The sequence below is a fragment of the Dyadobacter sp. HNCC25DJ186 genome, assembly GCF_056895235.1.
In genome coordinates this window covers 23,689-49,330 of record NZ_JBXHAS010000001.1, presented here as the reverse complement: position 1 = coordinate 49,330, position 25,642 = coordinate 23,689, and the positions used below count along the sequence as shown (strand labels likewise).

The following is a 25,642-nucleotide window of genomic DNA, read 5'->3' as shown; positions in this document are numbered from 1 at the left end:
GCTGCAAATTAAACTCAAAAACGGTATCCAACACCAAACCGTATGCCAACTTCCAATAATCGCTCCTGACTTCTTGCCTTTTCAACGGCGACAATCGCATGTTGCTGCAAATACGGATTAATAGAAACCGTTATTTTTTTAAAATCATATTTTCCTCCAATTCCTATTCCAAGTCCGATCCCGGATTGTCTGTCTACAACATCAGTTTTCTTTTTATTTATTTGAAAGTCTGCAATTAAACCGCCATGCACAAACATATATTTTGCAAAAGTAAAGTTGGCATATAGCGGGACAGATATTAATTCCACGTTTTCTTTTCGGGCCGTCATGTCAATGTCTGGATGGTAGGCAGGAGCTATTGAAAATTTGTAACGGGAAAATTCTAAACCTGTTTCCAGCGCCACCCTCTTGTTTGTCCCGTGTATATACCTGAGTCCGACAACATTTCCGCCCTTCCCGTCGTGGCTTCCAGCGCCTTCCAAACGTTCCTGGATTAATATTTGGCTGGCGATGCCATAGTTGACTGATAGCCGGTTTACAGACTGGCCGTAGGCGCTTACAGCTGAAAACAGAAGAATTAAAATAACGTAGTGATTTTTCATGTGATAAGTTATGGCTAATTTTAGAGAGTTACTTATAAACTATTCAAGTTACATAATGATTGTATAAATTATTACAAAGAAGCAGAATTTAATAAAATCACTATTTATTGTTTAGAATAATTATAATTAATAGTTTTCGATTAGTACATTTGCTGATACCCGGATTAATATGGAACCCAATACAAAACTTTATTATGACACAAATGAAGTAGCCGCAATCGTGGGCTGCGAAGCTTCTGCGTTACGTTTCTGGGAAAAGAAATTTCCGCAACTGGCTCCCAAGAGAGATTCAAGAAATCGCCGGAGGTATACCGAACGCGATATTGAAGTGATCCGGAAAATCATGCACCAGAAGGATAAGCAGGGGCGGACGATCAAGGGGGCGAGGGAGCAGCTTCGGAGAAAAGAAGAATCTCAGTTAATGATATACCGGCTGACAAGAGTCAGGCAATTTCTTGCCGAATTTCGGGACGCATTATCGACACCGGAGAAGCCGGATTAAGCTTTTTATTTAAAATGAAAAAAATAATTTTTTCCATAGCGCTGATATGCGGAGCAAATAATCTCGTTCAGGCACAGAAAATTTCGGCGTCTGATATTAAAAAACACATTGATATTCTCGCTTCAGATGCGTTTGAGGGCAGAGGAACAGCGACGCTGGGTGAAATTAAAGCGGCAAATTATATCGCTGATCTATTCAAAAAATCAGGTTTAAAACCTGCGGGGACAAATGATACCTATTTTCAGCCATTTCAACTCACAGCCGGCGTGGAGGGCGTTGCGCACCAGATGACCGCCAGAAATGTGGTTGGATTTTTAGATAATGGTGCTCAAAAAACGATTGTAATTGGCGGTCATTTTGATCATTTGGGAAAAGGATATCAAAGCGGTTCTCTGTCGCCGGACAGCCAAAACTATATCCACAATGGTGCTGACGATAACGCGTCCGGTACTGCGGGTGTGATCGAACTGGCCAAATATTTCACCTCAAACCAGGTCAGGGAAAAACATAATTTTCTTTTCATTGCTTTTTCGGCAGAGGAATTGGGGCTTTTAGGTTCGAAATATTATACGGAATCGCCGACAATACCGCTGACTTCCATTTCAGCCATGATCAATATGGACATGATCGGCAGGTTGAGTGAAGACAAAGGATTGATCATTTCCGGATGGGGGACAAGTCTTTCCTGGGGGAAAATAATTCCGGATCTTGCCAAAAAGGAAGGTATAAAATTCACAATCGACTCTTCGGGCGTTGGTGCCTCAGATCATACGTCGTTTTACTTAAAGAATATTCCGGTACTTCAATTTTTTACGGGGACACACAGCGATTATCATAAAATCACTGATGATGCTGAAAAAATCAATGCTACAGGCGAAGTTAAGATTTTAAACCTGATCGCTGATATTGTTGAAAATCTTGATAAAGAGCAGACTGAGCCGGAATTTCTCACAGCCGGCAATCCGCACCAGGGCGCTACAACTTCCAACTTTAAAGTTACGCTGGGCGTTATGCCGGATTATAGTTTTTCAGGCAAAGGTTTAAAAGTAGATGCGGTATCCAAAAGCCGTCCCGCCGAGGCTGCGGGAATCCTGGCTGGGGATGTTATCACGAAGTTGGCAGGGAAAACCATTATTTCGATTTATGACTATATGGAAGTGCTTGGGGCCCATGAAAAAGGTCAGCAGGTTGAAGCTGAATTATTAAGAGGTACCGAAAAGAAAGTTGTTAAGGTTACTTTTTGAAAGGACGTTTTCCTGAATAACAGAAGTTTTATATGCAAAATTGGAAAGATCAGGTTTTGAGACCTGGTCTTTCCAATTTTTAAGATTAGCGTTCGCAATTTTTAATCAGGCCTCGATAGCCCCACGTTTTCCCAGCTCGATCACTTCCATCTGGGAGATCAAACCTTCGTGTAAGTTAAAACGCAGAAGCGTCCGGATCTTATGAAAGCCTTCTCGCCCGGCAGCACCCGGATTAATGTAAAGCATATTTTTCAAATCTTTGTCACGGATAACACGCAAAATATGAGAATGTCCGCAGATGAAAATATCCGGCGTGTCATTTTTTAATGCCGGCAAAACAGCAGGGTTATACCGTGGCGGAGCTCCGCCAATATGCGTCATCCAGATACGAAACCCTTCCACTTCGAAAACTAAGTTTTCCTGTGTTCTGACCTGGATGGACTTGTCGTCGATATTTCCGAAAACAATTCGTGTCGGTTTGAAAGCCTCCAATTGTTCGATGATTGCTACTGAACCAATATCGCCCGCGTGCCAGACTTCATCGCAGTTGGCAAAGTATTCAAAAATTCGGGGATCAAGATATCCATGGGTGTCAGAAAGCAATCCTATACTTTTCATTTATGTTTTCGAACTATCTGTATAATTGGTGTTTAGGCTTTATTGATTTGAATTATGCCGGTTACATATCAAAAAATACAGAAATCGGTCACGTCCTAAAGCCCCGCAAATTAAGTAAATATTATTTTAATAATTTTAATGTCACCATTTGTTGCAAAAGTGTACATTTGTAAAATTAGTCTTCCTTAATAAAAGTTAAAAGATTATTGAATGGTTACAAAATATGTTAAAAACTAATTTTTTAGTTGTATTTAACATCTTGATTTTATAATATTGTGCAGTCCCGATATTGATAAAAGTGCCCTCTTTACTTATTCACTTTAACTTATCTATTTAGCCTTGAAAAAATCCTTACTTCTACTCTTTTGTAGTCTCATTTGCCTTGCCTCCTATGGCCAGAGCACGGGACGTTTTACCATGAAAGGAATCGTCAGCGACACCGCCGGCGTTGGCCTGCCTGAAGCCACCGTGATGCTTCTTCTTCCGAAAGACTCTTCTCTTGTCAATTTTGGCCGAACGGGCAAAGACGGTTCTTTTGAATTTAAAAATTTGCGAAGAATTTCTTATCTTCTTAAAGTTTCTTACGTAGGTTATCTTCCTTATCAGCAGAATGTTACGCCTAACGATGGAGACGTTACGAATGTGGGTAAGCTGGGAATGAAATTTCTTAATCAGGATTTGTACGAGGTGGTGATCAAGACTGCCCGGGCACCTTTAAGTATCCGTGGCGATACTGTCGAGTACGATCCGAAAGCATTCAAAGTACCGCCAGGATCCACGGTGGAAGACCTTATCAGGAAGCTTCCGGGTATGCAGGTAGATGCCGATGGAAACATCAAAGCGCAAGGCGAAGAAGTCAAGCGTGTGACCGTGGACGGTAAGCGTTTTTTTGGTGACGATCCTAAAATGGCGACAAAAAATCTCCCGGCCGAAGCGATTAATAAAGTACAAGTCTTCAACGGAAAAACGGAGCAGTCCAAAGTCACGGGTGTCGATGATGGGAAACGTGAAAAAACAGTCAATCTGGAATTAAAGGACAGCCATAAAAAAGGTGGTTTTGGGAAGGCTGTAGCGGGAGTCGGGACCGATTCGAGGGTTGAAGGCAAGGTGAGTTATAACCGATTTGACGACAAACAGCAATTTGCCTTGCTCGGCTTCGGGAACAACACCAATCAATCAGGGATTGCGAGAAACGATTATCAGGATTTTAAAGGAAGCCAGTCTTTCAATTGGGGAGATGACGGAGATTTTGGATTTTCAGGCGGGATAAGATATTTCGGAGGGGAGGGAGACGGTATCACGATCTCGCCGAGTTATGGCAGCGGTTCGCCCGGATTTACGAAAAACTGGGCTGGGGGAGCCAATTATAATTACGATACTAAAAAGACAAAAGTCAGCACAAGTTATTTTTACAATTCGACCGACGCACTTATGGATGTGAAGTCCAGTCGCGACAATTTTTTAAACAACAGTACTTTTAAGTCAACTGATGATAACATAACAAAAAATTTCAGCGGTAATCACCGGCCAAGTTTCCGGTTAGAAAAAGTACTTGATTCTTTGAATACTATCATTTTGATTAGTAATTCGCGGATCAATAATGGTGATACCGACTACAATAGTTTTCAGCAATATCGTCGGGGAGGAGATACCTTATCGAACCAGTCAAGGATTGACAACGCAAGTTTATATAACTCTTTTGCGATGTCGAACCTGCTATTATATCGTCATAAATTTAAAAAGAAGGGAAGGAACTTTGCAGCGAGCATTGGTTATAATATCAATAACTCAGACGGAAGTTCAAGTTTAAATTCTATCAATGAATTTTTCCTTGATCCCTCCAATAATAGTTCAATCAATCAGCAAAACGAGACGGAAAGCAAGCGAAATCAGTTCAAAGGTAGTTTGTCTTTTATTGAACCGTTTGCGAAAAAGTTTTATTGGGAAACATTTTACAATTTTAGTCTACGAAAAGATGAGGTCGACAGAAACGTTTTTGACGTCAAGGACAACGAACTTCAGGTTAACAAGCTTCTCACGCGATATTATACTAATGATTTTACCTACAATCGTGTCGGATCAAGTGTTCGTTATTCGAACAAAGGGTTGAATATTTCACTTGGGTTGGCAGCGCAGCAATTTGAGTTGAAAGGAAAATTCGGAGAAGATCAATCATCAACCAGTTTCTCGCGTGTGGACAGGTCGTTTTTCAAAGTGACGCCAAACGTAACTTTGAATTATGACCTAAAACAGAACCGCTATTTATTTATGGAATACGGTCTGTCTGTCCAGGAACCTACCATTGCAGATCTTCAGCCCGTGGTGGATAATAGCAATCCGTTGAATATTGTGGAAGGAAACCCGAATCTTATTCCGCAATCGAATCATCATGTTTTTGCAGGTTATAACATGTTCAACCCGGCAAGTTTTACGAACCTTTACGTTAACGTAAATTACAGCTACAATGTAGATCAGATTGTTTACAATAAAACAATTGACGAAAATCTGATCACGACGACGAAGCCTATGAATATCTCAGGTGGGAAAAATTATGGAAGTTATGTTTACCTGGGTTTTCCGCTTAAAAAAACCAAGTTGTCCATGAACGTAAATGCAGGGGTAAGTTTCAGGGATAACCCAATTTACATCAATAATGTTATTAATAAAACAAAAACGGATGCGTACAATTTTGGTGCTCGACTGGACATTACGCCAAGTGATATTTTTACATTATATGCGAACGCCAACTGGAATATTGCGGATACACGATATTCAATAAATACAAATCAGAATCAAAAGGTTATTAATACTACCTACGGTGCAGATATGAATGTTAAAATGCCAAAGGAGATTTATTTCAACGCGCGTTTTAATTATAATAGTTACGTAAATGATCAGTTTGGCTTCGACCAGAAACAGCCGATCCTTAACCTTTCAGTCTATAAAATTGTACTGAAAAACAAACGCGGGGAGGTTCGTTTGACCGCAAATGATGTATTTAAAAGGAATCTGGGCATTACCCAATCGGCAACTTCCAACTATTATATGGAGAGCCGGACAAAAACACTATCCCGTTATTTTATGCTGAGTTTTACCTACAATATGAGGGGAATGTCAGCATCGGTAAAACGCAGCAGTTTTTAATTTGAAAAAGGAACAGCAACATGAACTTTCCAAAATACAATCTGATGAGACTAATTGTTATAATGCTGTTTTTGTCATTTTCGACAGCTTTTGCACAGAAAATGGAGGGCGAAATCACTTATGAAAAGGTTACGGCATGGCCAAAACTTTACGGCACCCTGACCTACATGAGCAATGAGGAAAGAGACCGGATCAAGCAGACCTGGGGCGACGATGAATCAAAGCAGGAAATGCGGCTTGTGTTTAGTGGGCAGAAGAGTTTTTATACCACCTCGAAACACCTGGATAATGATGCGGGATGGTCCTGGAATGATAAAGAATACAAAATTTATCGTGATGTGGAAACGGAAAAGCGGACAGACATTATTGAAATGCTTGGTAAAATTTATATAATCGAGGATTCGATAAAAGCGCCTAAGTGGAAGATAATGAATAAGATAAAAGAAATCGGAGGTTATATGTGTATGATGGCGGTTACAGAAGATACCGTCAAAAAACAAAAAATAACGGCCTGGTTCGCCGACAATATTCCGCTTGGTGTCGGACCGGATTTGTACGGGGGACTTCCGGGAATGATCCTCGAACTTGATATCAACGACGGCATCGTCGTAACGACAGCGAAGAAAATTGAGATGAAGCCAATTACGGATGACGTTGAGGTGCCAAAGAAAATGAAAGGCAGAAAAATCAATGAGCAGCAGTATAATACCTTAGTATCGAATCACGTAAGGGACAGTTTTAAAGCGCGGCGAGCCTTTTTCTGGGCAATGCCATATTAGTGGTAATTTCGGACCATTAGGATTTATTAACAAAAGAAAAAAGTTTACGGGTCTGGAATTAAATCGTTGTTTTTGTACCTTCGCGGTCTGAAAGTGGAGGTAACAGATTGCTTTACTAAGCATTATCTCATCTGAAACTGAGATAATGCTTATTTTTTTAGAGATTGAGTGGCCCGTTTTCTGCATTTCAAGTAATAATTAGAAGTGTTTGGAAGAAGAGCTTTGAGGGAGCTGGCACGATTTTCTTCGTGTACTTCACTTAAACTATGTCGAACTTTAAATTGTATTATTTTTATAACCCTGAATAACTATGAAAAAAACGCTCTTAGCTATCGCTATGCTATTTGTACTGGGCTCATGTGCAAGTAAGAAGAAAATGACCGCCGCTGTTAACAAGGCAAATGAAATTCAAATCCAATTAGATAAAGCCAGAGCAGATTTGAATGACTGTGACAGCAGAACTGCAAGTTTGAACAATGATATAAAGCTTAAAAACGACGAGCTCACTGCAAAAACGAATAAAGTGAAGGAGTTGGAAGACCAGCTAGAGTTTTTGAAGAAAAACAATAATAGCCTGCTTGACCGTATGTCTGATCTTTCAGTGATTAGCAAAGAAGGTTCTGAAAGCATCAAGAAATCTCTTGAAATGATGAATGTGCAAGGTGGCCAGATTCGCGACCTTAACGCAAGCATTCAACGCAAAGATTCTTTAAACATGGCACTTGTACTGAATCTGAAACGTTCATTGCAGGATGTTAGTGATGAAGACGTTCAGATTGAAGTGAAAAAAGGTGTGGTATATGTATCACTTTCTGATAAAATGCTCTTCAAATCTGGTAGTTCTGTGATTAACAACCAGGCCGAATCTGTTTTGGCAAAAGTTGCTAAGATTTTGAACGACTACAAAGAAATTGAAATTTTGATCGAAGGTCACACGGATAATGTACCTATCGCTACTGATAAGGTGACTGACAACTGGGATTTGAGCGTTTTGCGTGCGACTTCGGTTGCCCGTACGTTGCAAAAGAAATACGGTGTTGAGCCGGTTCGTTTGATTGCTGGTGGGCGTGGAGAATATCTTCCAAAGGTTGCTAACGATTCACCTGCAAACCGTAGCTTGAACCGTCGTACTGAAATTATCATTACGCCGAAATTGGATCAGTTCTTCAACCTATATACTCCAAACGCGGGTAAATAAGAATTAGCTGATTAAAATATTAGCCCGTCAGATTTTCTGACGGGCTTTTTTTGTCTCTGATTCAGATTATTTATACTATTTTGCCACTCTTTAAACACATAAAACGTCGCTCCTTATGTCCCGTAGTTTACTTTTTTTTAAACGAATAACTGTTAAGGTTTTCATTGGATCAATCCTCTTATCCGCACAATTATTAAATGCCCAGGTCCTTGTTGAAGCAAAACCTGAAAGCGTTGGCCTGAGCAATGAAAGGTTGCAAAGAGTGGATAAAGTTTTGCAGGAATATGTTGATAAACAGGAAGTTGCCGGCGCCGTGGCGCTCATCGTGAAAGATGGAAAAATTGTTTACCAGAAAGGATTTGGGCTTGACGATGTTAGCGCGAAAACGCCTTTGAAACAGGATGCAATTTTTAGGATAGCTTCGCAGACCAAAGCAATTACGAGTACTGCGGTGATGATACTGTTTGAAGAAGGGAAATTTTTGCTGGACGATCCGATTTCGAAATACATTACTTCGTTTAAAAATCCGAAAATTTTGGACAAATTCAACGAGAGGGATTCGAGTTTTACTACTAAACCTGCGAAACGTGAAATTACCATTCGTGATCTTTTGACACATACCTCCGGCATCAGCTACGCGGGAATCGGTTCGAAAGAAGCGAAAGCGATTTATGCTAAAAATAATATTCCCAGCGGTATCGGAACACCGGATTATATTCTCTCAGAGGTTATCAAAAGGCTTGGGGAAATGCCTTTGATACATGAACCGGGCGAACGTTTTTCCTATGGACTGAATACTGATGTACTTGGTTATTTGGTAGAAGTGGTTTCAGGAAAGTCGCTGAATGATTTTTTCAAGGAGCGGATTTTTGAACCTCTCGGTATGAAGGACACGTATTTTTATTTACCTGAAAACAAGAAAAATCGTCTGACAAAGTTATACACGGAAGACAGTAACAGAAAAACGGTTGTCTCAGAAAATAGTCCTGGGTTCAATAACGATTACCCAAAAATGAATGGAAAGTTTTATGCGGGTGGAGCCGGGCTTACATCTACGGCTTATGATTATGCGATTTTTTTACAGACGCTGTTGAACGGCGGCGAGTATAATGGCAAACGGATTTTAAGTCCTGCCGTTGTCAATTTGATGACAAGAAACCAGATAGGAGATTTGAATCAGGGAAGAAATAAATTCGGGCTGGGTTTTTCTATCGCGTCAGCGAAAGAGGCTGCAAGAATTCCAATTCCTGAAAATACCTTTGAATGGGGAGGTATTTTCGGAACGACTTATTGGGCCGATCCTAAAAATAAAATTGTCGGGTTATTGATGACACAAAAGTATCCGAACAGCAGTTGGGGCGAAATGCAGGATAAGTTTAAAGTGCTTGTTTACCAGTCGCTCGTTAAATAGGTAGCTAAGTTGTTCATGTAATGAGACCCAAAGCGCAAGCATTCGTACTTTGGGTCTTTTTTTATTCTCAAATGCCTGAATTTTCGGTCAGCTCCTTACGGATTTTTTTCTTGTCTATTTTCCCCACACTAGTCTTTGGGATTTCTTTCACCAACTGAATATGGTCAGGGACATACCATTTGTTGATCTTACCTGACGTTACCAGTTTTTGCATTTCCTGTTTCAAAAAATCAGTAGTGACCGAATTTTCAGCTGCGTGCCTCAATACTACCAAGGCATGAGGTCGTTCTCCCCATTGTTTATCTGGCAGGCCAACAACAGCCACTTCGGCGACCCCTTCGATTTGTGAAAGTAAGTTTTCGATATCGAGCGACGAAACCCACTCGCCGCCGGTTTTGATAACATCTTTCACTCGGTCAGAGATTGTGAGATAATAGTTTTGGTCAATTGATCCGACATCTCCCGTATGTAACCATCCGTTATTCCAGAGCTTCTCCGAACTTTCATGATCTTTAAAATATCCCTGTGTCATCCAGGGACTGCGACCAACAATTTCTCCCACAGCATTTCCATCATGAGGAAGGAAGTTTCCTACTTCATCTACAATACGTAGTTCTGTAAACGGAGATATGCGCCCTGCTTTGATCGTATAAACTAATTTTTCTTCTGCTGACAACAGCTTCTGCTCCTCGTTAAGATGGGCAACGGTTAAAACTGGTGCGGTTTCGGACATCCCGTATCCCGCAGACACGGTTATCCCCATAAGACTTGCGGCTTTGGCAAGCCCGACCGTAAGTGCTGAGCCTCCAATCAAAACTTTCCATTTAGACAAGTCTGTCTGTTTAGCCAGCGGACAGTTTATAACCATCGTCATGACCGTTGGCACGCAGTGTGAAAGTGTTACCTGATGTTCTGCCAATAAGCTTGCGATCATATCGGGCTCATACCTCCCGGGATATACTTGTTTGTTGTTTAGCAAGGTAGCTACGAATGGAAATCCCCAGGCATGTACATGGAACAGGGGCGTGAGGGGCATATAAACGTCTTCATCCGTAAAAGGCAAAGCCCGATACCCGCAGAAGTAGGTCAGCACACTCATTGTATGCATGAATAACTGCCGATGTGAAAAATATACGCCTTTTGGTTCACCGGTTGTGCCGGTAGTGTAAAAGGTTGTAGCCCAGCTGTTTTCATCAAAATCCGGGAATTCGTAATGTTCACTTTGGCTGGCAATTAATTCTTCGTACTCACCTGAAATTTCAAATGTTGGTTTTTGAACTTCATAGTTCGGATCAGTGTAAACCTTATCACTAATAATGATATATTTTTCAACCGTCGTGATTTTGTCCTTGATGGCCTCAATTATTGGAACGAAATCCTCATGGACCAGAATCATCTTGTCTTCCGCATGATTGATCGTATACAAAATCTGGGTAGGGGAAAGTCGGACATTGATGGTGTGCAAAATAGCGCCGTAACAAGGCACAGCGAAAAAACTTTCCAGATACCGATGACTATCCCAGTCCATAACACCCACCACTTCTCCCGGCTCCAAGCCCAGGTTTTCAAATAAATTAGCGAGCCGTCTCACTCTTTTATTAAATTCCTGGTAATTCATTCGGAATAAATTCCGGTAGATGATTTCTCTTTGAGGATTGTATTTTAATGTTTGAGCCAATAAGGATTTTATAAGCAACGGTGTATCGTATGCCGACGGAGTTCTGGGGATTAATCGCGTTTGAATCATATTTTTGGTACTTTTAATTCCGATGTTTATAATCGCAGTTTTTTATCTGACGGGAAAATGACAATTTTAAATCATAGCTCGCTCTGAAAATAAAACTTTACGAAAACTAACTTTAATTGTAAAAATAAAAGAAAAAAAGTAATAATAACAATATTATGAGCGAAAGTATTCCCGATAAAGTAGCTATTGAAAAGGCCCATAAACTGATTACGCCCTATATTCACAGAACGCCTGTCCTGACTTCCCAATATATAAATCAGCTAACCGAGGCAGAGCTTTTCTTCAAATGTGAGAATTTTCAAAAGATCGGCGCTTTCAAGGCGAGAGGTGGTTTGAATGCAATATTGTCTTTAACAGACGAGCAATTAAAAAATGGCATTACTACGCATTCATCCGGAAACCATGCACAGGCGATTGCTTTCGCAGCGGCAAAAGTTGGTGCGAAGGCCTTCATCGTTATGCCGGATAATTCAGCCTCTGTGAAAGTGAAGGCTGTCGAAGGTTATGGAGCACAGATTACATTCTGTCCAAACACCCCCGAAGAAAGGCAGGGCGCGGTTGATAAAATTATCGAAGAAAGAGGGGCAGCTTTTGTCCACCCGTTTAATAATTATGCGGTCATTACCGGGCAAGGAACTGCTGCAAAAGAATTGATTGAAGATTTGGATTTTCATTTGGACGCGGTCATTGCGCCCGTCGGCGGCGGTGGATTGCTAAGCGGAACCGCTTTGGCGGCACACTATTTCTCCCCTGGAACAGAGGTCTTTGCAGGAGAACCGGAGGGTGCAGCAGACGCGGTGTTGTCCTTCAAAAGTGGTAAAATTGAAAAAGCACCTTATGTCAAAACCATTGCAGATGGTTTATTAACGCCGCTGGGGCCTAAAAATCTGGAAATAATTCGTAAATATGTTAGAGATATCTTTACTGTTTCGGATGAAGAAATTATTTCGGCCATGCGCCTTATGTGGGAACGTATGAAAATTGTTGTTGAGCCTTCCGGAGCTGTTGTACTGGCAGCAATATTGAAAAATAAGGAAGTTTTTAAAGATAAAAAGGTGGGTGTTATTATATCCGGAGGAAATGTAGACCTTGGTAAATTGCCTTTTTAATCAGTTATTTAGGAATTAAAACTCAATAGAAATAATAAAATTTCAGTAAGCAATTATGCATATTTGATAAAATTACCGTTATATCAGGAATATATTTAATGTGTAATTAAATTTGCGTCATCAAACTACTTTAAATTTCAACATGAGAAAATTACTTGTTCTGTGCCTGATTGTTCTATTCACTTCTTGTAAGGATAAAGACGATAGTTCCACGCCCGAGCCAGACTATGCACCGGAATTTGCCGGAACTTATTCTACGACAACAGTAGAAGGGCCAGTTACAACCATTCAGGACTGGGTAATAACCAATACGGACAAAAACGTTTTGGCAATTGACTATACAAAAAGCATTAAAGTAACGGTGTCTGGAAGTACGCTGACAGAAGTACAGATTCGCAAGTTAAATGACGTAAAAACAACTTCAGCCGAAAGTTTTACGATTAATGAAATTGTGGATGTCGAAAAGACGTCTCCCGGGGCACTAGCCCAAAAACTTGAAGGCACAGCGACGAAAATTACAAATTCCGCAGGCGTTCCCCAAATCAACGTAACACTTAAATTTACAACTTCGGGCACTGGTAATGTAGAGGAGGAATATCTTGAATTCAAAAAGAAGTAAAAGTTGTAAAAATACTAAAAAACGGCCTGGTGAAGATCCTCATCAGGCCGTTTTGTATTTGGAATAATTTTTTAACAATTCTTGAAAACATTTTTATTATGAAAATCTTACTGATTACCATGATGTTATTCCTCAACGACCAGCCTCGCAGGGTGTTATTATTTTATAAAAATGATAAAAAAGAGGTCTGGAATAAACAAATTGCTGAACTGGAAGCCAACAAGGCCGGCGTAATGGAACGCGACATTAAGATCGAGTCCTATGCATTTTCCAAAAATCCGGAACAATGGAAGAAATGGGACATTGATACTTCAAAATCATTCACATTCATCCTGATTGGCCGCGATGGCGGCGAAAAGCACAGAACTGATAAAGTCGTTTCACATCAGGAATTATTTGGTAAGATAGATGCCATGCCGATGCGGAAAAATGAGATTAAATAGTCGGTTTATGGCATACATGTAAAAGGTTTAAGCTAAATAGTTAACGGTTGGTTTACTTCCATTTAATTCTTCATATTGCTATCATCATACCCTAAAATTTACAACGAAATTTAATTGTACTATCAGGTGAATTAGTAATAATTTTTTGTTTAAATTACTGAGAAGTCTGGTTCCTAAGGGGAACAGTTTGGTTTAAATCTGGTTACAAGGCTAGCCTCAACAATATGTTCAAAAGGATCTCTACAATTATATTGTTTTGGTTTCTGCCTTTCTGGTCGCCAGCCCAGACCATTTTCCAAAACCTGAAATGGCAGGATGGATTAAGTGCCAAACAGGTTCGCGGACTTTATAAAGACAAAGATGGATTTCTGTGGATTGGTACTACGAATGGTTTGAACCGTTACGATGGCGCCGTCATTAAACAATACAAAAGTGGAAATTTAAAAAATCTGTATATCAATGCTGTGGAGCCTTTCGGAGACGATAGCCTGATGATTGGTACGAGAAAGGGAATGTTTTTGTTTGACAAAAGATCCGGACATTTTTTTGACGACGACCGTTTTTCTGAACTTAGAGACCAGGTTATTGTATGTATAAAAAGAGATGGTCTTGGACGTATATGGATTGGCACCAGATATCTCACGTCTTCCAGAATTTATATTTATAATCAGCAAAAACTCTTACCCGTCGAGGCGGTCTATCCAGACGCAAAAGTTCTCAGGAAACAGGATTTCACTTTGTCAATCATGGTTTATGATACCGTGAGACAGGGTTTTTGGATTGCAGCCAGTAAGCCTTTTTTTATAGATTTTAGAAAAAAAAAGGTTTATCACCAGGATGATAATCCACTTCATTTTCCTTTGCTCAAAGTTAATAATGTTAATGCCATTGCAGTCGATAGCAAAAGTAATGTGTGGTATGGATGCGATGATGATCCTTCGCTAAACTTCTGGGATTGGAGAAAAAATCTTGTTGAAAAATATCTCCAGCTAGATGGCATTACCATCAACGATGGATGTAATTACCTCTTTATGGATAGCAAAGACAGGTTGTGGATTTCCTCCTGGCTTTTTTCTGCATTCATTAAAGAACCAGGAAAACCGATCAGGAAAATACCCTATAGCCAGAATGAAACTTATACCATCGGATACGGACATTTTCGGGAGGTAATTGAGGATGAGGAAGGGAATATCTGGCTGGGAACGATAAACGGAGTTAGCAAGAGTCAGGATAATTACCCGCTTCTGGCGATTTATCAGCTTCCTAGTGTTCGGTTTTTTCTGCAAACAGGTTTTGCACAGGCCAATCATATCAGCGTTTCCGGAGACACGATCATGGCTAGCAAAGAGGAAGGAATCGTAGTTTATCATACTTATGACGGAAGTTATAAAAGATATACTATGCCGAATTTATCAAGAAACCGGTTTTTGATGTCGGTGCGACAAAACGAAGCGTGGTGGTTTGCGGGTGAAGACGGCGTATACATGCTGAAGAACGGCAGTTCCAAACTGGAAAAACTAGGTTTAACTAAGAAAGACCAAACGAAGAAATTTACCAATTTTGTGTTTGTTGATCACAAACAAAACGTTTGGTTTCAGGTTATGGATGACGCGATATACCGCTACAATCCTCGTACAAAAAGGATCAACCGTTACGACGGCAAGGATGAATCGAATGGATCCTTTTCGTTCAGCAATAGTCAGAGTTTTGTACAGCTACGGAATAACACAATACTCTTTGCCGTCAATGGAAAAGGGCTCTTAAAGTTTGATTACGGCACTGAAAAATTCTCGGAACTTCCGGTATTTAACCCGCATGAATTTTATGTAAGTAAGCTCGTTGAAGACCGGGATGGGAATATCTGGGGCTCGGCTGCGGGAAGGGGAATACTAAAAATGAGCCAAGAAGGAGCTGTTTTAGATAGTATTGACACCAGCAACGGACTTTTATACGATCATGTTTCCAGCATTGATATAGATGATCGTGGTGCCGTCTGGGCAGCCAGCAGGGAAGGGCTTATGTTTTTTAATCCTAAAACGAAAGCCGTAACCAAAGTGGAGATCGACCTTGGGAAAACTTTGCAGGACTATTGGAATAATCTTACTATTGCGAATGGCAAGGTTTACGCCGTTATGCTCGATCACGTTGTGGTGATCGATCCGTTTCATTTTGCGATGATGCCTGTAAAAAAGCCCCCACAGATCACTTCGGTCAAAACCTTTGATACTGAGAAATTAACCTTTGCAGACAACGGATTTATTGCGCTTGAACCGACCGAAGATGATCTGACTTTTCAATTTGCCTCCCTGAATCACCGCGATATTCCCTGGCTGCAGTATAGTTTTCAGCTCGAAGGCATCGATAAAGATTGGGTGAATGCAGGACGCCGTCTCACTGCTTCCTACACGAATCTCATGCCAGGGAAATATACTTTTAAAGTTCGCAGTACGGATGAGAAGGGCCGTTGGATGCAAGGCATTACAATTCTAAAAGTGCATATCAAGCCCCATTGGTGGCAGACGTGGTGGTTCACCATGCTTTGTCTTCTGATCATATTACTCATTTCATATCTTTTCTACAGAGATGCGAATCTTCGAAAACAAAAGCGCCGGATCGATAAAACGATAGACTATTTTGCCAATTCAGTTTATGGCGAAAATTCCGTGAATGAGATCTGCTGGGACATCGCCCGAAACTGCATTTCTCAGCTCCGCTTCGAAGATTGCGTTGTTTATCTTCTGGACGGGGAAAAAAACAAATTGGTTCAAAAAGCAGCGTACGGGCCAAAAAATCCAAAAGGTCATGAAATTATTAATCCAATTGAAATCGAGATCGGTACGGGTATTGTCGGCACAGCCGCGCTGATGGGTAAAACCTTGATTATCGGTGATACTGGAAAGGACGACCGATACATTATTGATGATGAAGTGAGATTTTCCGAAATTGCTGTTCCCATACTTCACGATGGAAAAGTGATCGGTGTGATTGATTCAGAACATAGCAGAAAATATTTCTTTACTGACGAACATGCCAAGGCACTCACAACAATCGCTTCGATCAGTGCCAATAAAATTGCAGAAGCACTGGCAGAAGGTCAGGCTCAGGAGAAAGAAATTATGCTGCTGGAAATAAATAAGATGCTCGCAGAAAGCCAACTGATGGCATTACGTGCACAAATGAATCCGCATTTTGTTTTCAACTGCCTGAACAGTATTCAGGAATGTATCGTAACACAGAAATACGACGAGGCAAGCAAATACCTGAATAAATTCTCCAAACTTTTCCGGATGGTATTGAATAATTCCGGCAAAAAACTTGTGACGGTCGAAGAGGAGCGGGAGGTTCTGGCATTGTACCTTGAATTGGAGCGTATGCGGTTTGAGAATAGTTTTTGCTATAACATCATCGTGGATGAAACCCTGGAAGCGGACCAGATTTCGCTGCCTTCGATGCTTGTGCAACCTTATGTGGAAAATGCGCTTTGGCATGGCTTGATGCACAAAAACGGCGAAAGAAAGTTAACGATAGAATTTAAAAGAATCAGCGAGGAAATTTTTATCTGCCGGGTTGAGGATAATGGAATTGGCAGAAAAAAATCCTTCGAACTTAAAGAGAAAAACAGTAAGTCGAAACGGCATGAATCCAAAGGACTGGGAATTTCTCAGGATCGAATCGAACTGCTACAGCGACAGGGAAATCATGCCAATTTAGTCATTACGGACAAATACGACACCAATGGGGACGCGATTGGTACGTTGGTGGAAATAGAGCTGTCAACATATTTGAAGAATCTTTAATCAGCAACGCTATGATAAAAGCTTTAATAATCGACGATGAGGCGAAAGCCAGAAATGTGCTGAATCACTATCTGATAAGCCTGGTACCTGAAATTTCGGAAATAAGGCAGGCAGATTCTGTGGATTCGGCTCTGGAGTTGCTTAAATCTTTTCAGCCGGGAATTGTTTTTTTAGATGTGGAAATGCCTCATAAAACCGGATTTGACTTTTTGCTGGCACTTAAAGATCCGGCATTTGAAATTATTTTTACGACAGCCTATAACCAGTATGCGATCCAGGCGATCAGGTTCAGTGCACTTGATTATCTCTTAAAACCAGTTGATCCTGACGAGCTCAGAAATGCTGTAAACAGATATATTGAGAAACAAAAACCGGCGAGTCAAAAGAAGGAATTATTCGATAACCTCGTTCAAAATATTGGAAAAAAAGAAGTTAAAGACTTCCGTCTCGCCGTTCCTTCCAGCCAGGGAGTTTTCTTTTTTACGCTGGATGAGATTTTACGTCTGGAAGCAGATAGAAATTATACGGTCATTCACCTTGTGGGGAAGCGCCCTTTTGTGGCAAGTAAGACACTGAAACACTTCGAAGAAATGCTTGAAGAATTCAGCTTTATCCGAACGCATAAGTCCCATCTCGTAAACTCTTTTCACATTGTCCGTCTGAGTAATGATCATGAATACGTACTGCTTTCCGACGGCTCAAAAATTGAAATATCCCGCAGAAAAAAGGACGAGGTGCAGCAGCAATTAAATTTTCGATAGCTTTTACCATTCGTTTTCCCAATACCTGCCGTTAAATTACTATTATTGAACATCGCGAAACCCGGTTGTTCCTTTGTGTTGGCAAACCAAATAATATGGAATTTATAACAATGCAGATCGTGGGATTATTGGAAGGAGCAATTATTGCATTGATGTTGCTGGCTGCCTGGCGACTCGTCAAAAAACTGGCAAAACCTCGGAAAATGACCATACAGGAGATTGAAGAAAATGGTACGATTGCGGAAGCTATCATTTTAGATATTAACGAAACGGGTACATTTATCAATGATTTGCCGGAGGTTAAGTTGCAAATGCAGGTGTTGCCTGAAAAGGATAGAAACTTTGTTGCAGAGGTTAAACAGGTATTACCCAACTCCTTAAAGAGCTTATTTCGTTCAGGAAGTAAAATTTTGGTGAGATATGATCCCGAAAATCCGCGGGAAGTTGTAGTTTTGCGAGCTTTATAAGTATAGAATATTTTGTATTTTGTCATAAATTAATATCTCGAATTTATTCTATGACTTTTTCAACCAAAATTACGATCTTCGTTCGTAACTAGGAAACGTTATGAAATTAAACTTAGCAAATGATCAGTAATCCTTTTACCAAGCTTTCTATAATTATTCCTGCTTACAATGAAGCCAGAACGGTTCACTTTATTCTTGATAAGATTAAGGCAGTTAAGCTAAATCACAATATTGAAAAAGAAGTGATTATAGTTAATGACTGTTCGAGCGACGGCACTGAACAGGCAATTCTTAATTATAAGGCCAGTAACCCGGAATTAAATATAAGATATCTTAAGCACGAAATTAATAAGGGAAAAGGAGCTGCTTTGCATACGGGCATCCAGCACGCAACAGGTGAGTATCTGATCATCCAGGATGCTGACCTGGAATATGATCCCGAAGAATATAATATCCTCATTCAACCAATCTGGGACGGTCATGCTGACGTCGTTTTTGGTTCAAGGTTTATCGGTGGAAAACCGCACAGAATTTTGTTTTTCTGGCATACGATCGGGAATAAGTTTGTGCTCACTTTTCTGTCAAACATGGCAACGAATCTGAATCTGACGGATATGGAAACTTGTTATAAGTTGTTTCAAACCAACGTGATACAGAAATTGAATTTGACTGAAACAAGATTTGGTTTCGAGCCGGAAGTGACCGCAAAAATAGCACGCGTTCCTGGTTTAAGAATTTACGAAGTGGGTATTTCTTATTACGGCCGTACGTATGCAGAAGGTAAAAAAATCAACTGGAAAGATGGTGTTCGGGCTATTTATTGTATCTTCAAATATGGCTTCTTTAATGCCAAATAAAGATTAATAAATACAACGGACGACATGGAGTTTGAAGAATACCTGACCGCTAAAAAAATAGATCATATTGCTTTTCAAAAAGCGGATCCTGCGCGATTTGAAGAATGGAATCAGATTTTTCAGACCATGCATCCGGATAGTTTTACTGCGCAGAAAAAGTTTCTAATCAACGATATCAGAAGAAGATATCACCTGAATGATAAGGTGATATCTGCATCCTGAATATTTATCTCCCGCAAATTCCGACAAAGTCGCAATAAGTGCAGACGTTCAGATCTTCTGTTTTTCGGAAAGGGATCTGAGGATTCAGAAGATCATCAAGGATTTCTGAAAGTAACCTTTCTGATCGCTGAATGAAATGTTCTGCGTCCAGTCCTTCGGTTAGTTCCAGGGGATTAGCAATCAAATTCGTCGGGTCACGGAAGGAATAAAAACCGGATTTGACAAGGTATTTGCCAAATTCATAGGTTTTTCCACCAATACTGAGGCCTTTTTCGTCCTGCATTTTCCGGTACATCAGATACTCATAAAGCCATAACTGACGCACATATCCTGCTTTTCGGTCGGGGTCGGTTCTTATTATTTCCTCTTTTCTTGCCGGATCAGAAACTTTTTGTTTTCCGGTAAGCTCCACACTTCCTGTTTTGTAATCCATAACATACAAGGTGTGCTCTCCGCTTAATTCGATCCGGTCAATTTTCCCTCCAATATTAACGAGTGTTTCTTCATTTTGAAGATTCAATGTTAAGGAAGTCCTTAATGGTTGTTCAGCAGCTAATATTTTTCGGCGGTATTCCTGGTTGATCTGATGTTTCGTGAAGGCAAGAATTTGCTGTTCTCCAACGTGATAATAGATTTTGTTAAGTCCCAGGTCTGTTATGTAACCTTTAAATAAATCATCAAATTCTTCCTTTAAAATGACTTTGATCTGCTCTTCCGTTGGGTCTTTTTCATGCAGGAAAAAATCCTGATCAAGCCTTTCCAGACAAGCATGAATCCATGTTCCAATCTTATCCATACCCAATTCTTCCTCGACATCCTCTGCTTCTTTCACTCCGACAATATGTTTCAGGTAAAATTGCATGGAACAACGTATCAGCTCGTTCAGGTGTGTCGGGTATATGCCTTTTCCTGAAAGATATTTTCGGATGACTGTTAGCATCGCGTCATCTTTCGGAACGTCTTCACTTAATTCCTGAGATACTTTTTTAGAAAACGATACAGTTTTGTTTTGGATTTTTATTTCTGGATTATACGAAGAAAGCTCATATTCTACCTGTTGAATAAAGCGGCTTTTTTCTCCACCGCCCGGCGCGTCATTCGTGCTGGTGTAAAGCATGTGAATTTCCGAAGCACGTTGTAAAAGACGATAAAAATGATAGGACATTACCGCTTCCTGATGTTGGTGTGTGGGCAATCCTACGGCTTGCGCAGCATCAAACGGAATAAGTGAATTCTGTCTTTTTGCCTGTGGAAGCGTGCCTTCGTTCAGAGATAAGATAATTATACGGTCGAAGTCGAGCGCACGCGTTTCCAACATACCCAAAATCTGCAAAGAACTGATTGGTTCGCCGCTGAATGGAATCCTGGTCTGTTTGATCAATTCAAACATGAAAGACCGCAGTGTTTTCAACGTGATTACCTCCAGCCTGTCTTCAAGTGTTTGCTCAAATTGTTTTAGAAGTGTATAAAACAAATATAAATATTCCGTTTCCAGTGCATTTTTGTAATCTTTGTAAACATCACGAAGAATATCAATAAGCGTATAAAAAGTCTGGATGACACGTTTTGAATTATTCTTAGGCCAATGCGTAAACAGCGTTTCGAATAACAGATTTCCCTGTCCGAGTTCCCGCATTTCATCGGCACTCAAAAAAACACGGTTTCCATCGGTGATCTGCCAAAGTGTTTCCTGAATTATCGTATTGGTTTCCGTTGTTGCCGGCCTTAAAACAGCGTGTTCGTAATGTCTGATGAACGGATGATTCAGGACTTTACTAATCGATTTATGATTAAACTTCGGTATCCTGACATTTCGTCCCGACTTGTTTCTAAATTCAACGACATTTTGCTGCAACTCGAAAACACTGTCGATCAGCGTATAAAGCATTGAATTTCTCAACGACAAGCCCATGGTGATATTGAAATCCGTCACTTCCTCGTCAAGTGAGTAGATCATCGGAAGCAGCAAATTTTCATCGGCCAAGACGATGGCTGTGGATATCGGCTCGTCGGGATTATCGCCTGCTCTCATCGCAGCATACAGTTGTCCGGCAACTTTCGTTTGCAATGTTGCATTCGGGACACCGTAAATCGTTATATCTTTTTTTGTTGTAAGAAGATTATTATCCGTCCAGTTCCAGTTACTGAATGTTTTCTGATTTTGATATTCGCGCAGACTTTTTCCCGCTTCCACACCCGTATTTTCGTGCATGTAATAACGGTCAGTATCCCATAAAACTTCCGCCTTTCCGGCTTTGATCAGTGCTGTAATAATCTGTTTTTCAGATTCTGTAAAGGCGTTGAAGCCAGCAAAGTAAATTTTCTCGGTCTCACTTTTTTGTAGCAAAAGTTCGTCAACATTTTCAGCCAGTTGCCGGTAAGCCATACCACGGTATGCTTTCCCGTTTTTCATCAATCGGTTGCGAAATGTCCTATAAACCTGTTTTATGTTTTCAAAAAGCGTGAAATATTGTTTTGTACCAGAGCTGTCTTTCAGCGTTTTCCCCTCCGGCAGATTTTCCTGCCAGCGGTTGATTGCTTTTGCCTCCGACAGATAGTCAAAGAGATAATCGGTTCGGACAAGGTATTGGTCAATTTTATCAAGATCACTCAGTAAAACAGAAGCCCAGCCCATAAATCTGTCGAACTGGACATCCGGATCAATATCCTTAAATGTTTCATATAATTCAAAAAAGAGATGAACTGAATCCTCAATTTCCAGCGTACAGATACCTTCCACAAAATCATCAACCGCTTCAATTTTTGGGCTCATCACTGCCTTGGTTGTGTTATTCGCCAGTTCCTGCATCAGGAAAAAGGCCGCACGGCGCGTAGGTACAACAATCCTTACGCGGTCTAATTGTGTACCGTTTTGGGCAAGAATATGATTGGCAACCTGATTTAAGAATGAAGGCATAAGTGAGCGCAATGGGCTAATGGCAATGTGCTTTTAGCTTTTGATAAAAATAAGCTTTTGGTAAGGTAAAAAATTATTAAAGCAGAAAATTTTGATCTGAATTTAAAACGTTCGCTAACAGCTCAATCAAACAGCGGCCAGTTTACTCCAAATGAAAATGCACGTCGAAGTCCAAGATAACCAGGTGTCTGATAATAACCCGGTGTTCCAAATCCCTGATTGACATGCGCCATTTTGAAGGAAAGTCTGATCCGCTTGATCCGGACATTTGCAAAAACATCGGCAACGGTATACTGATCCACCAGAAACGTATTCTGTAAATGAAATTGCTGCGTAATAGGCATGTAGGCATCTGCAAAATAAGACGAACGATACATGGCGGAAACACCCACCTGGAGGAAAAGTACCTTCGCATAAGTGAAGTCATAAGTGACTTGTCCGCTTGCAAAATATTTTGGCATTCTGATGATATCACTGTTCGAGTTGCCCGTATAGTAGCCCATCCCGGAAAACGTCCATTGCCCAAGAGGAATGTTGAAAGTGGCACCAATGCGCAGGATACTGAAAGCGCCGCTGAATTGTCTGGGTAGCGAAGCCGTATCGTAATAAACATAATTGTCTACAAGATTGTACTGTACCTCAGGTGTGAAAAGGATTTTGTTCGCTCGAAGCGGTAGGAAACCATAAATGGTGTTTGTTCCTGTCAGTTTAAAATTATTTTGCCAGTCGAAATGATTACCGATATAATTTTGCGCGAGAAGATCAGGCGAAGTAAAGATGGTCTGGTAACCTACTCTGGCCCATTTGGTATCAAGCTCTCCTTTTAACCTAAAATCTCTTCCCAGAATATGTTCTCCTTCGGCTGTCAGATGTTGTACAGAATCTTTCAGGTAATAGCTGAGCCAAAGACCAACGATATTATCAAATTTTAGCCCTGTCCGGTACGCCGTGCTGACTGTCCCTACCGTGTTTGGCGACTGCGCGAAGGCTCTCATGCCATACAGCCGCTGGCGAACGTAAGCACGATAATTGAAACCTGAAAACGTACCTTTTATCCCGACCTTGTTATCAAATAATTTAAAAAAAATGTCCTGCCTGGTTGTGTCAGGATTATAACGCGGAACGGGATAAATACCTTTTTCCACACCACGCTCAATCTGATAATCAGAATATCGGTTAATGGTACTTTGATAGTCAGTCTGCGCGAAAACCTGGAAGCCGTTGGCCAGCTTGTATTGCTGGTAAATGTGAAAAACATTCCTTCTTTCCCAGGAATTAGCATCGTCGCTTATTCTTGCTGCGCCATCATAACTCCATATACCATCACCATTCTCTAGCGTGTCCGGGATAACTCCACCTTGCTCTCTTGCTTTCTGATTCAGATACCGGTAGTTGGCCAGAATCAAATATTTCTTATCCTTGGAAAAATAATGGCCCTGCAACAGTAATGTCCAGTTTTGTCCAAGCAATGCCTCTGAAACGACACCAGTATATGCACCATATTGTTTGTTGGAAGTAAGACGGGCGCCTCTGATACCGAAGTTAAAACGGGCGTTTACATTTTGGGAATAACCAAAGCTGCCAAGTGTAGTTTTTCGTCCTCCTGACCGGAATGTCAGATCTGTATATTGCGACTTCGTATCAATATATTGAACATCTTCCAGCTGAATCGCATAAGGATCGTACGCACGCATACCAAGCTGCGCACCAATATCCTGGCGAGGTGTAAAAAATAGATTTCTGGTTGCAGTTGCGGTATTTCCCAGATCAACCAGTTTTCCATAGGATCGGTCAACAGGCGTCCAGCGGTTAAAATCCGGTAACAAAGTATCTACACGATAGCGAACCGAATCGCGGTTATTGATAATGTCACTCTCAAAAAAATGGAGTGTTGTTTTAGGACCGTAAATTGTTTTGGTACTATCGTCAAGAACAACTCCTCCGCCTTTTCCACCTTGTGCGCCGCCGCCGCCCCCTCCTCCGGTTGGCATTCTTACGCCACCGGGAAGTTGGACTTGCGCCATAGCAGTATGTTGGAAGAGCAGGAAGCTACACGAAATCCAAAAAACAACAGCAAATATAATTCTCATAAACGATTCAATAATTCCACCGATTTAGGGACAAGTCAAGGAGTATTTTTTAAAATCCATTGATCAAACGCTTCGGAATCGGTTCCGAAATCCATTTCCATTGGTAAATATGCAAAACGATCTGCTACGCCTGAAAAGACAGTTAGTGGTTTCAGTTTCACCATATCCTTTTCAGTCGTAACTACAAAAGTATCGTTTTTTATGTACTTAATAAGATGTTCCAGATCGGCATTGGTGTAATAATGATGATCTGCAAAAATTATTTCATCAATAACGTGATACTGGCTCCGAAGGTATGCAGTAAAGGGCAGGGGATTGGCTATGCCGGCAACGATTATAACATTTTTTAACAGAATAGGTGAGAGGTCATAAGCCACCGGCGCGGAATATCGGATCGTTGTAAAAAAAACAGGAACGCTTTTCTTGTTATATCTTCCGATTAATTTCCTGATTTCTTTCTTTTTCACTTCCGGCAAATTCTCTGGCGTTTTCGTCACAATGATTATATCGGCTCTGTTTGCACCGCTTCTCGTTTCCCGGAGACGGCCCGCCGGGAAGGGCTGATCTTTATAAAAGGGCCTGTTAAAATCGTTCAATAAGATGTTGATCTGGCGGTGAATTCCACGATGCTGGAAGGCGTCGTCAAGCAGGAGCATATCCCGGTCGGGATGCTTTTCCTGAATTGCGGTGGCTCCGGTGATCCGTTTTTCACAAACAGCAACAATAATATTTTTTCCAAATTTTGAAAAATATTGCAAGGGTTCATCGCCAATATCTGAGGCTTGGGAAGATGCGTTGGCGAAAACCAGGCCTTTCGTTTTTCGGTCATAACCACGGCTTAGAATTGCTACCTTGTATTTTTTTGATAAGAGCTTTGTAAGGTATTCAACGACAGGCGTTTTTCCTGTTCCTCCTACGGTCAGATTTCCTACGGATATGGTGAATTGAGGTGCTTTTTCAATGGATGAAATTCCCTGGTCGTACAGGAAATTTCTGAGCAGGGTTATCAAACCGTACACCCACGAAAAGGGAATTAATATTAATTTTATCCAATTATGTTCAGCCATATTATCTGCATAATTACATATTTTTTGGTTAATATTGTTCCCCGAAAA

At 40.7% G+C, this 25,642-nt stretch carries 20 protein-coding genes; 14 read left to right on the top strand and 6 right to left on the bottom strand.

Annotated elements, in window-relative coordinates:
• Positions 1 to 14: 14 nt before the first annotated feature.
• Positions 15 to 602: a hypothetical protein gene (locus AC1XUO_RS00270; RefSeq protein ID WP_483327761.1), complete on the bottom strand. Its 588-nt coding sequence runs from the start codon at positions 600 to 602 to the stop codon at positions 15 to 17.
• 169 nt (positions 603 to 771) lie between these two features.
• Between AC1XUO_RS00270 and AC1XUO_RS00265 the strand changes: the two genes are divergently transcribed.
• Complete coding sequence (locus AC1XUO_RS00265; protein WP_483327760.1) at positions 772 to 1,104, top strand: MerR family transcriptional regulator; 333 nt, start codon at positions 772 to 774, stop codon at positions 1,102 to 1,104.
• 14 nt (positions 1,105 to 1,118) lie between these two features.
• A complete protein-coding gene (locus AC1XUO_RS00260) occupies positions 1,119 to 2,348 on the top strand; it encodes a M20/M25/M40 family metallo-hydrolase (protein ID WP_483327759.1) in 1,230 nt (409 codons plus the stop codon).
• A gap of 105 nt (positions 2,349 to 2,453) precedes the next feature.
• Here AC1XUO_RS00260 and AC1XUO_RS00255 read toward each other — a convergent pair whose 3' ends face one another.
• Positions 2,454 to 2,966, bottom strand: a complete 513-nt coding sequence (locus tag AC1XUO_RS00255; protein ID WP_483327758.1) for a metallophosphoesterase family protein — start codon at positions 2,964 to 2,966, stop codon at positions 2,454 to 2,456.
• Between the two features lie 339 nt (positions 2,967 to 3,305).
• Between AC1XUO_RS00255 and AC1XUO_RS00250 the strand changes: the two genes are divergently transcribed.
• From AC1XUO_RS00250 to AC1XUO_RS00235, 4 genes are all read left to right on the top strand, one after another.
• Positions 3,306 to 6,110: an outer membrane beta-barrel protein gene (locus AC1XUO_RS00250; RefSeq protein WP_483327757.1), complete on the top strand. Its 2,805-nt coding sequence runs from the start codon at positions 3,306 to 3,308 to the stop codon at positions 6,108 to 6,110.
• A gap of 44 nt (positions 6,111 to 6,154) precedes the next feature.
• The gene (locus tag AC1XUO_RS00245) at positions 6,155 to 6,889 is read left to right on the top strand and encodes a GLPGLI family protein (RefSeq protein WP_483327756.1); all 735 of its coding nucleotides are present in this window, start codon (positions 6,155 to 6,157) and stop codon (positions 6,887 to 6,889) included.
• 310 nt (positions 6,890 to 7,199) lie between these two features.
• Complete coding sequence (locus AC1XUO_RS00240; protein ID WP_483327755.1) at positions 7,200 to 8,087, top strand: OmpA/MotB family protein; 888 nt, start codon at positions 7,200 to 7,202, stop codon at positions 8,085 to 8,087.
• Between the two features lie 115 nt (positions 8,088 to 8,202).
• Entirely contained in the window at positions 8,203 to 9,498 is a 1,296-nt protein-coding gene (locus AC1XUO_RS00235) for a serine hydrolase domain-containing protein (RefSeq protein ID WP_483327754.1), read from the top strand.
• A 67-nt stretch (positions 9,499 to 9,565) separates the two neighbouring features.
• On the opposite strand, the gene AC1XUO_RS00230 is transcribed toward AC1XUO_RS00235, so the two are convergent.
• Positions 9,566 to 11,245 (bottom strand): fatty acid--CoA ligase, encoded by a 1,680-nt coding sequence (locus tag AC1XUO_RS00230; RefSeq protein ID WP_483327753.1) that lies wholly within the window; start codon positions 11,243 to 11,245, stop codon positions 9,566 to 9,568.
• A gap of 155 nt (positions 11,246 to 11,400) precedes the next feature.
• On the opposite strand from AC1XUO_RS00230, the gene AC1XUO_RS00225 reads away from it, so the two are divergent.
• The 8 genes from AC1XUO_RS00225 to AC1XUO_RS00190 all read left to right on the top strand — a co-directional run bounded on the left by AC1XUO_RS00225 (position 11,401) and on the right by AC1XUO_RS00190 (position 19,520).
• Entirely contained in the window at positions 11,401 to 12,354 is a 954-nt protein-coding gene (locus AC1XUO_RS00225) for a threonine ammonia-lyase (protein ID WP_483327752.1), read from the top strand.
• A 142-nt stretch (positions 12,355 to 12,496) separates the two neighbouring features.
• Positions 12,497 to 12,973, top strand: a complete 477-nt coding sequence (locus AC1XUO_RS00220; protein WP_483327751.1) for a hypothetical protein — start codon at positions 12,497 to 12,499, stop codon at positions 12,971 to 12,973.
• A 98-nt stretch (positions 12,974 to 13,071) separates the two neighbouring features.
• Positions 13,072 to 13,416 (top strand): DUF4174 domain-containing protein, encoded by a 345-nt coding sequence (locus AC1XUO_RS00215; protein ID WP_483327750.1) that lies wholly within the window; start codon positions 13,072 to 13,074, stop codon positions 13,414 to 13,416.
• A gap of 224 nt (positions 13,417 to 13,640) precedes the next feature.
• The gene (locus AC1XUO_RS00210; protein WP_483327749.1) at positions 13,641 to 17,213 is read left to right on the top strand and encodes a sensor histidine kinase; all 3,573 of its coding nucleotides are present in this window, start codon (positions 13,641 to 13,643) and stop codon (positions 17,211 to 17,213) included.
• Between the two features lie 11 nt (positions 17,214 to 17,224).
• A complete protein-coding gene (locus AC1XUO_RS00205; RefSeq protein ID WP_483327748.1) occupies positions 17,225 to 17,974 on the top strand; it encodes a LytR/AlgR family response regulator transcription factor in 750 nt (249 codons plus the stop codon).
• A gap of 95 nt (positions 17,975 to 18,069) precedes the next feature.
• On the top strand, positions 18,070 to 18,441 hold the full coding sequence (locus tag AC1XUO_RS00200) for a DUF3592 domain-containing protein (protein WP_483327747.1): 372 nt from the start codon (positions 18,070 to 18,072) through the stop codon (positions 18,439 to 18,441).
• A gap of 119 nt (positions 18,442 to 18,560) precedes the next feature.
• Positions 18,561 to 19,298 carry a glycosyltransferase family 2 protein gene (locus tag AC1XUO_RS00195; RefSeq protein WP_483327746.1) on the top strand — a complete coding sequence of 246 codons (738 nt, stop codon included), beginning with the start codon at positions 18,561 to 18,563 and terminating at the stop codon, positions 19,296 to 19,298.
• A gap of 24 nt (positions 19,299 to 19,322) precedes the next feature.
• A complete protein-coding gene (locus AC1XUO_RS00190; RefSeq protein WP_483327745.1) occupies positions 19,323 to 19,520 on the top strand; it encodes a hypothetical protein in 198 nt (65 codons plus the stop codon).
• 4 nt (positions 19,521 to 19,524) lie between these two features.
• Here AC1XUO_RS00190 and AC1XUO_RS00185 read toward each other — a convergent pair whose 3' ends face one another.
• From AC1XUO_RS00185 to lpxK, 3 genes are all read right to left on the bottom strand, one after another.
• Positions 19,525 to 22,437 (bottom strand): PD-(D/E)XK nuclease family protein, encoded by a 2,913-nt coding sequence (locus AC1XUO_RS00185; protein ID WP_483327744.1) that lies wholly within the window; start codon positions 22,435 to 22,437, stop codon positions 19,525 to 19,527.
• Between the two features lie 122 nt (positions 22,438 to 22,559).
• Positions 22,560 to 24,461, bottom strand: coding sequence for a putative porin (locus AC1XUO_RS00180; RefSeq protein ID WP_483327743.1), 1,902 nt, complete (start codon positions 24,459 to 24,461; stop codon positions 22,560 to 22,562).
• 101 nt (positions 24,462 to 24,562) lie between these two features.
• On the bottom strand, positions 24,563 to 25,594 hold the full coding sequence (gene lpxK, locus AC1XUO_RS00175; RefSeq protein WP_483327742.1) for a tetraacyldisaccharide 4'-kinase: 1,032 nt from the start codon (positions 25,592 to 25,594) through the stop codon (positions 24,563 to 24,565).
• Positions 25,595 to 25,642 lie beyond the last annotated feature (48 nt).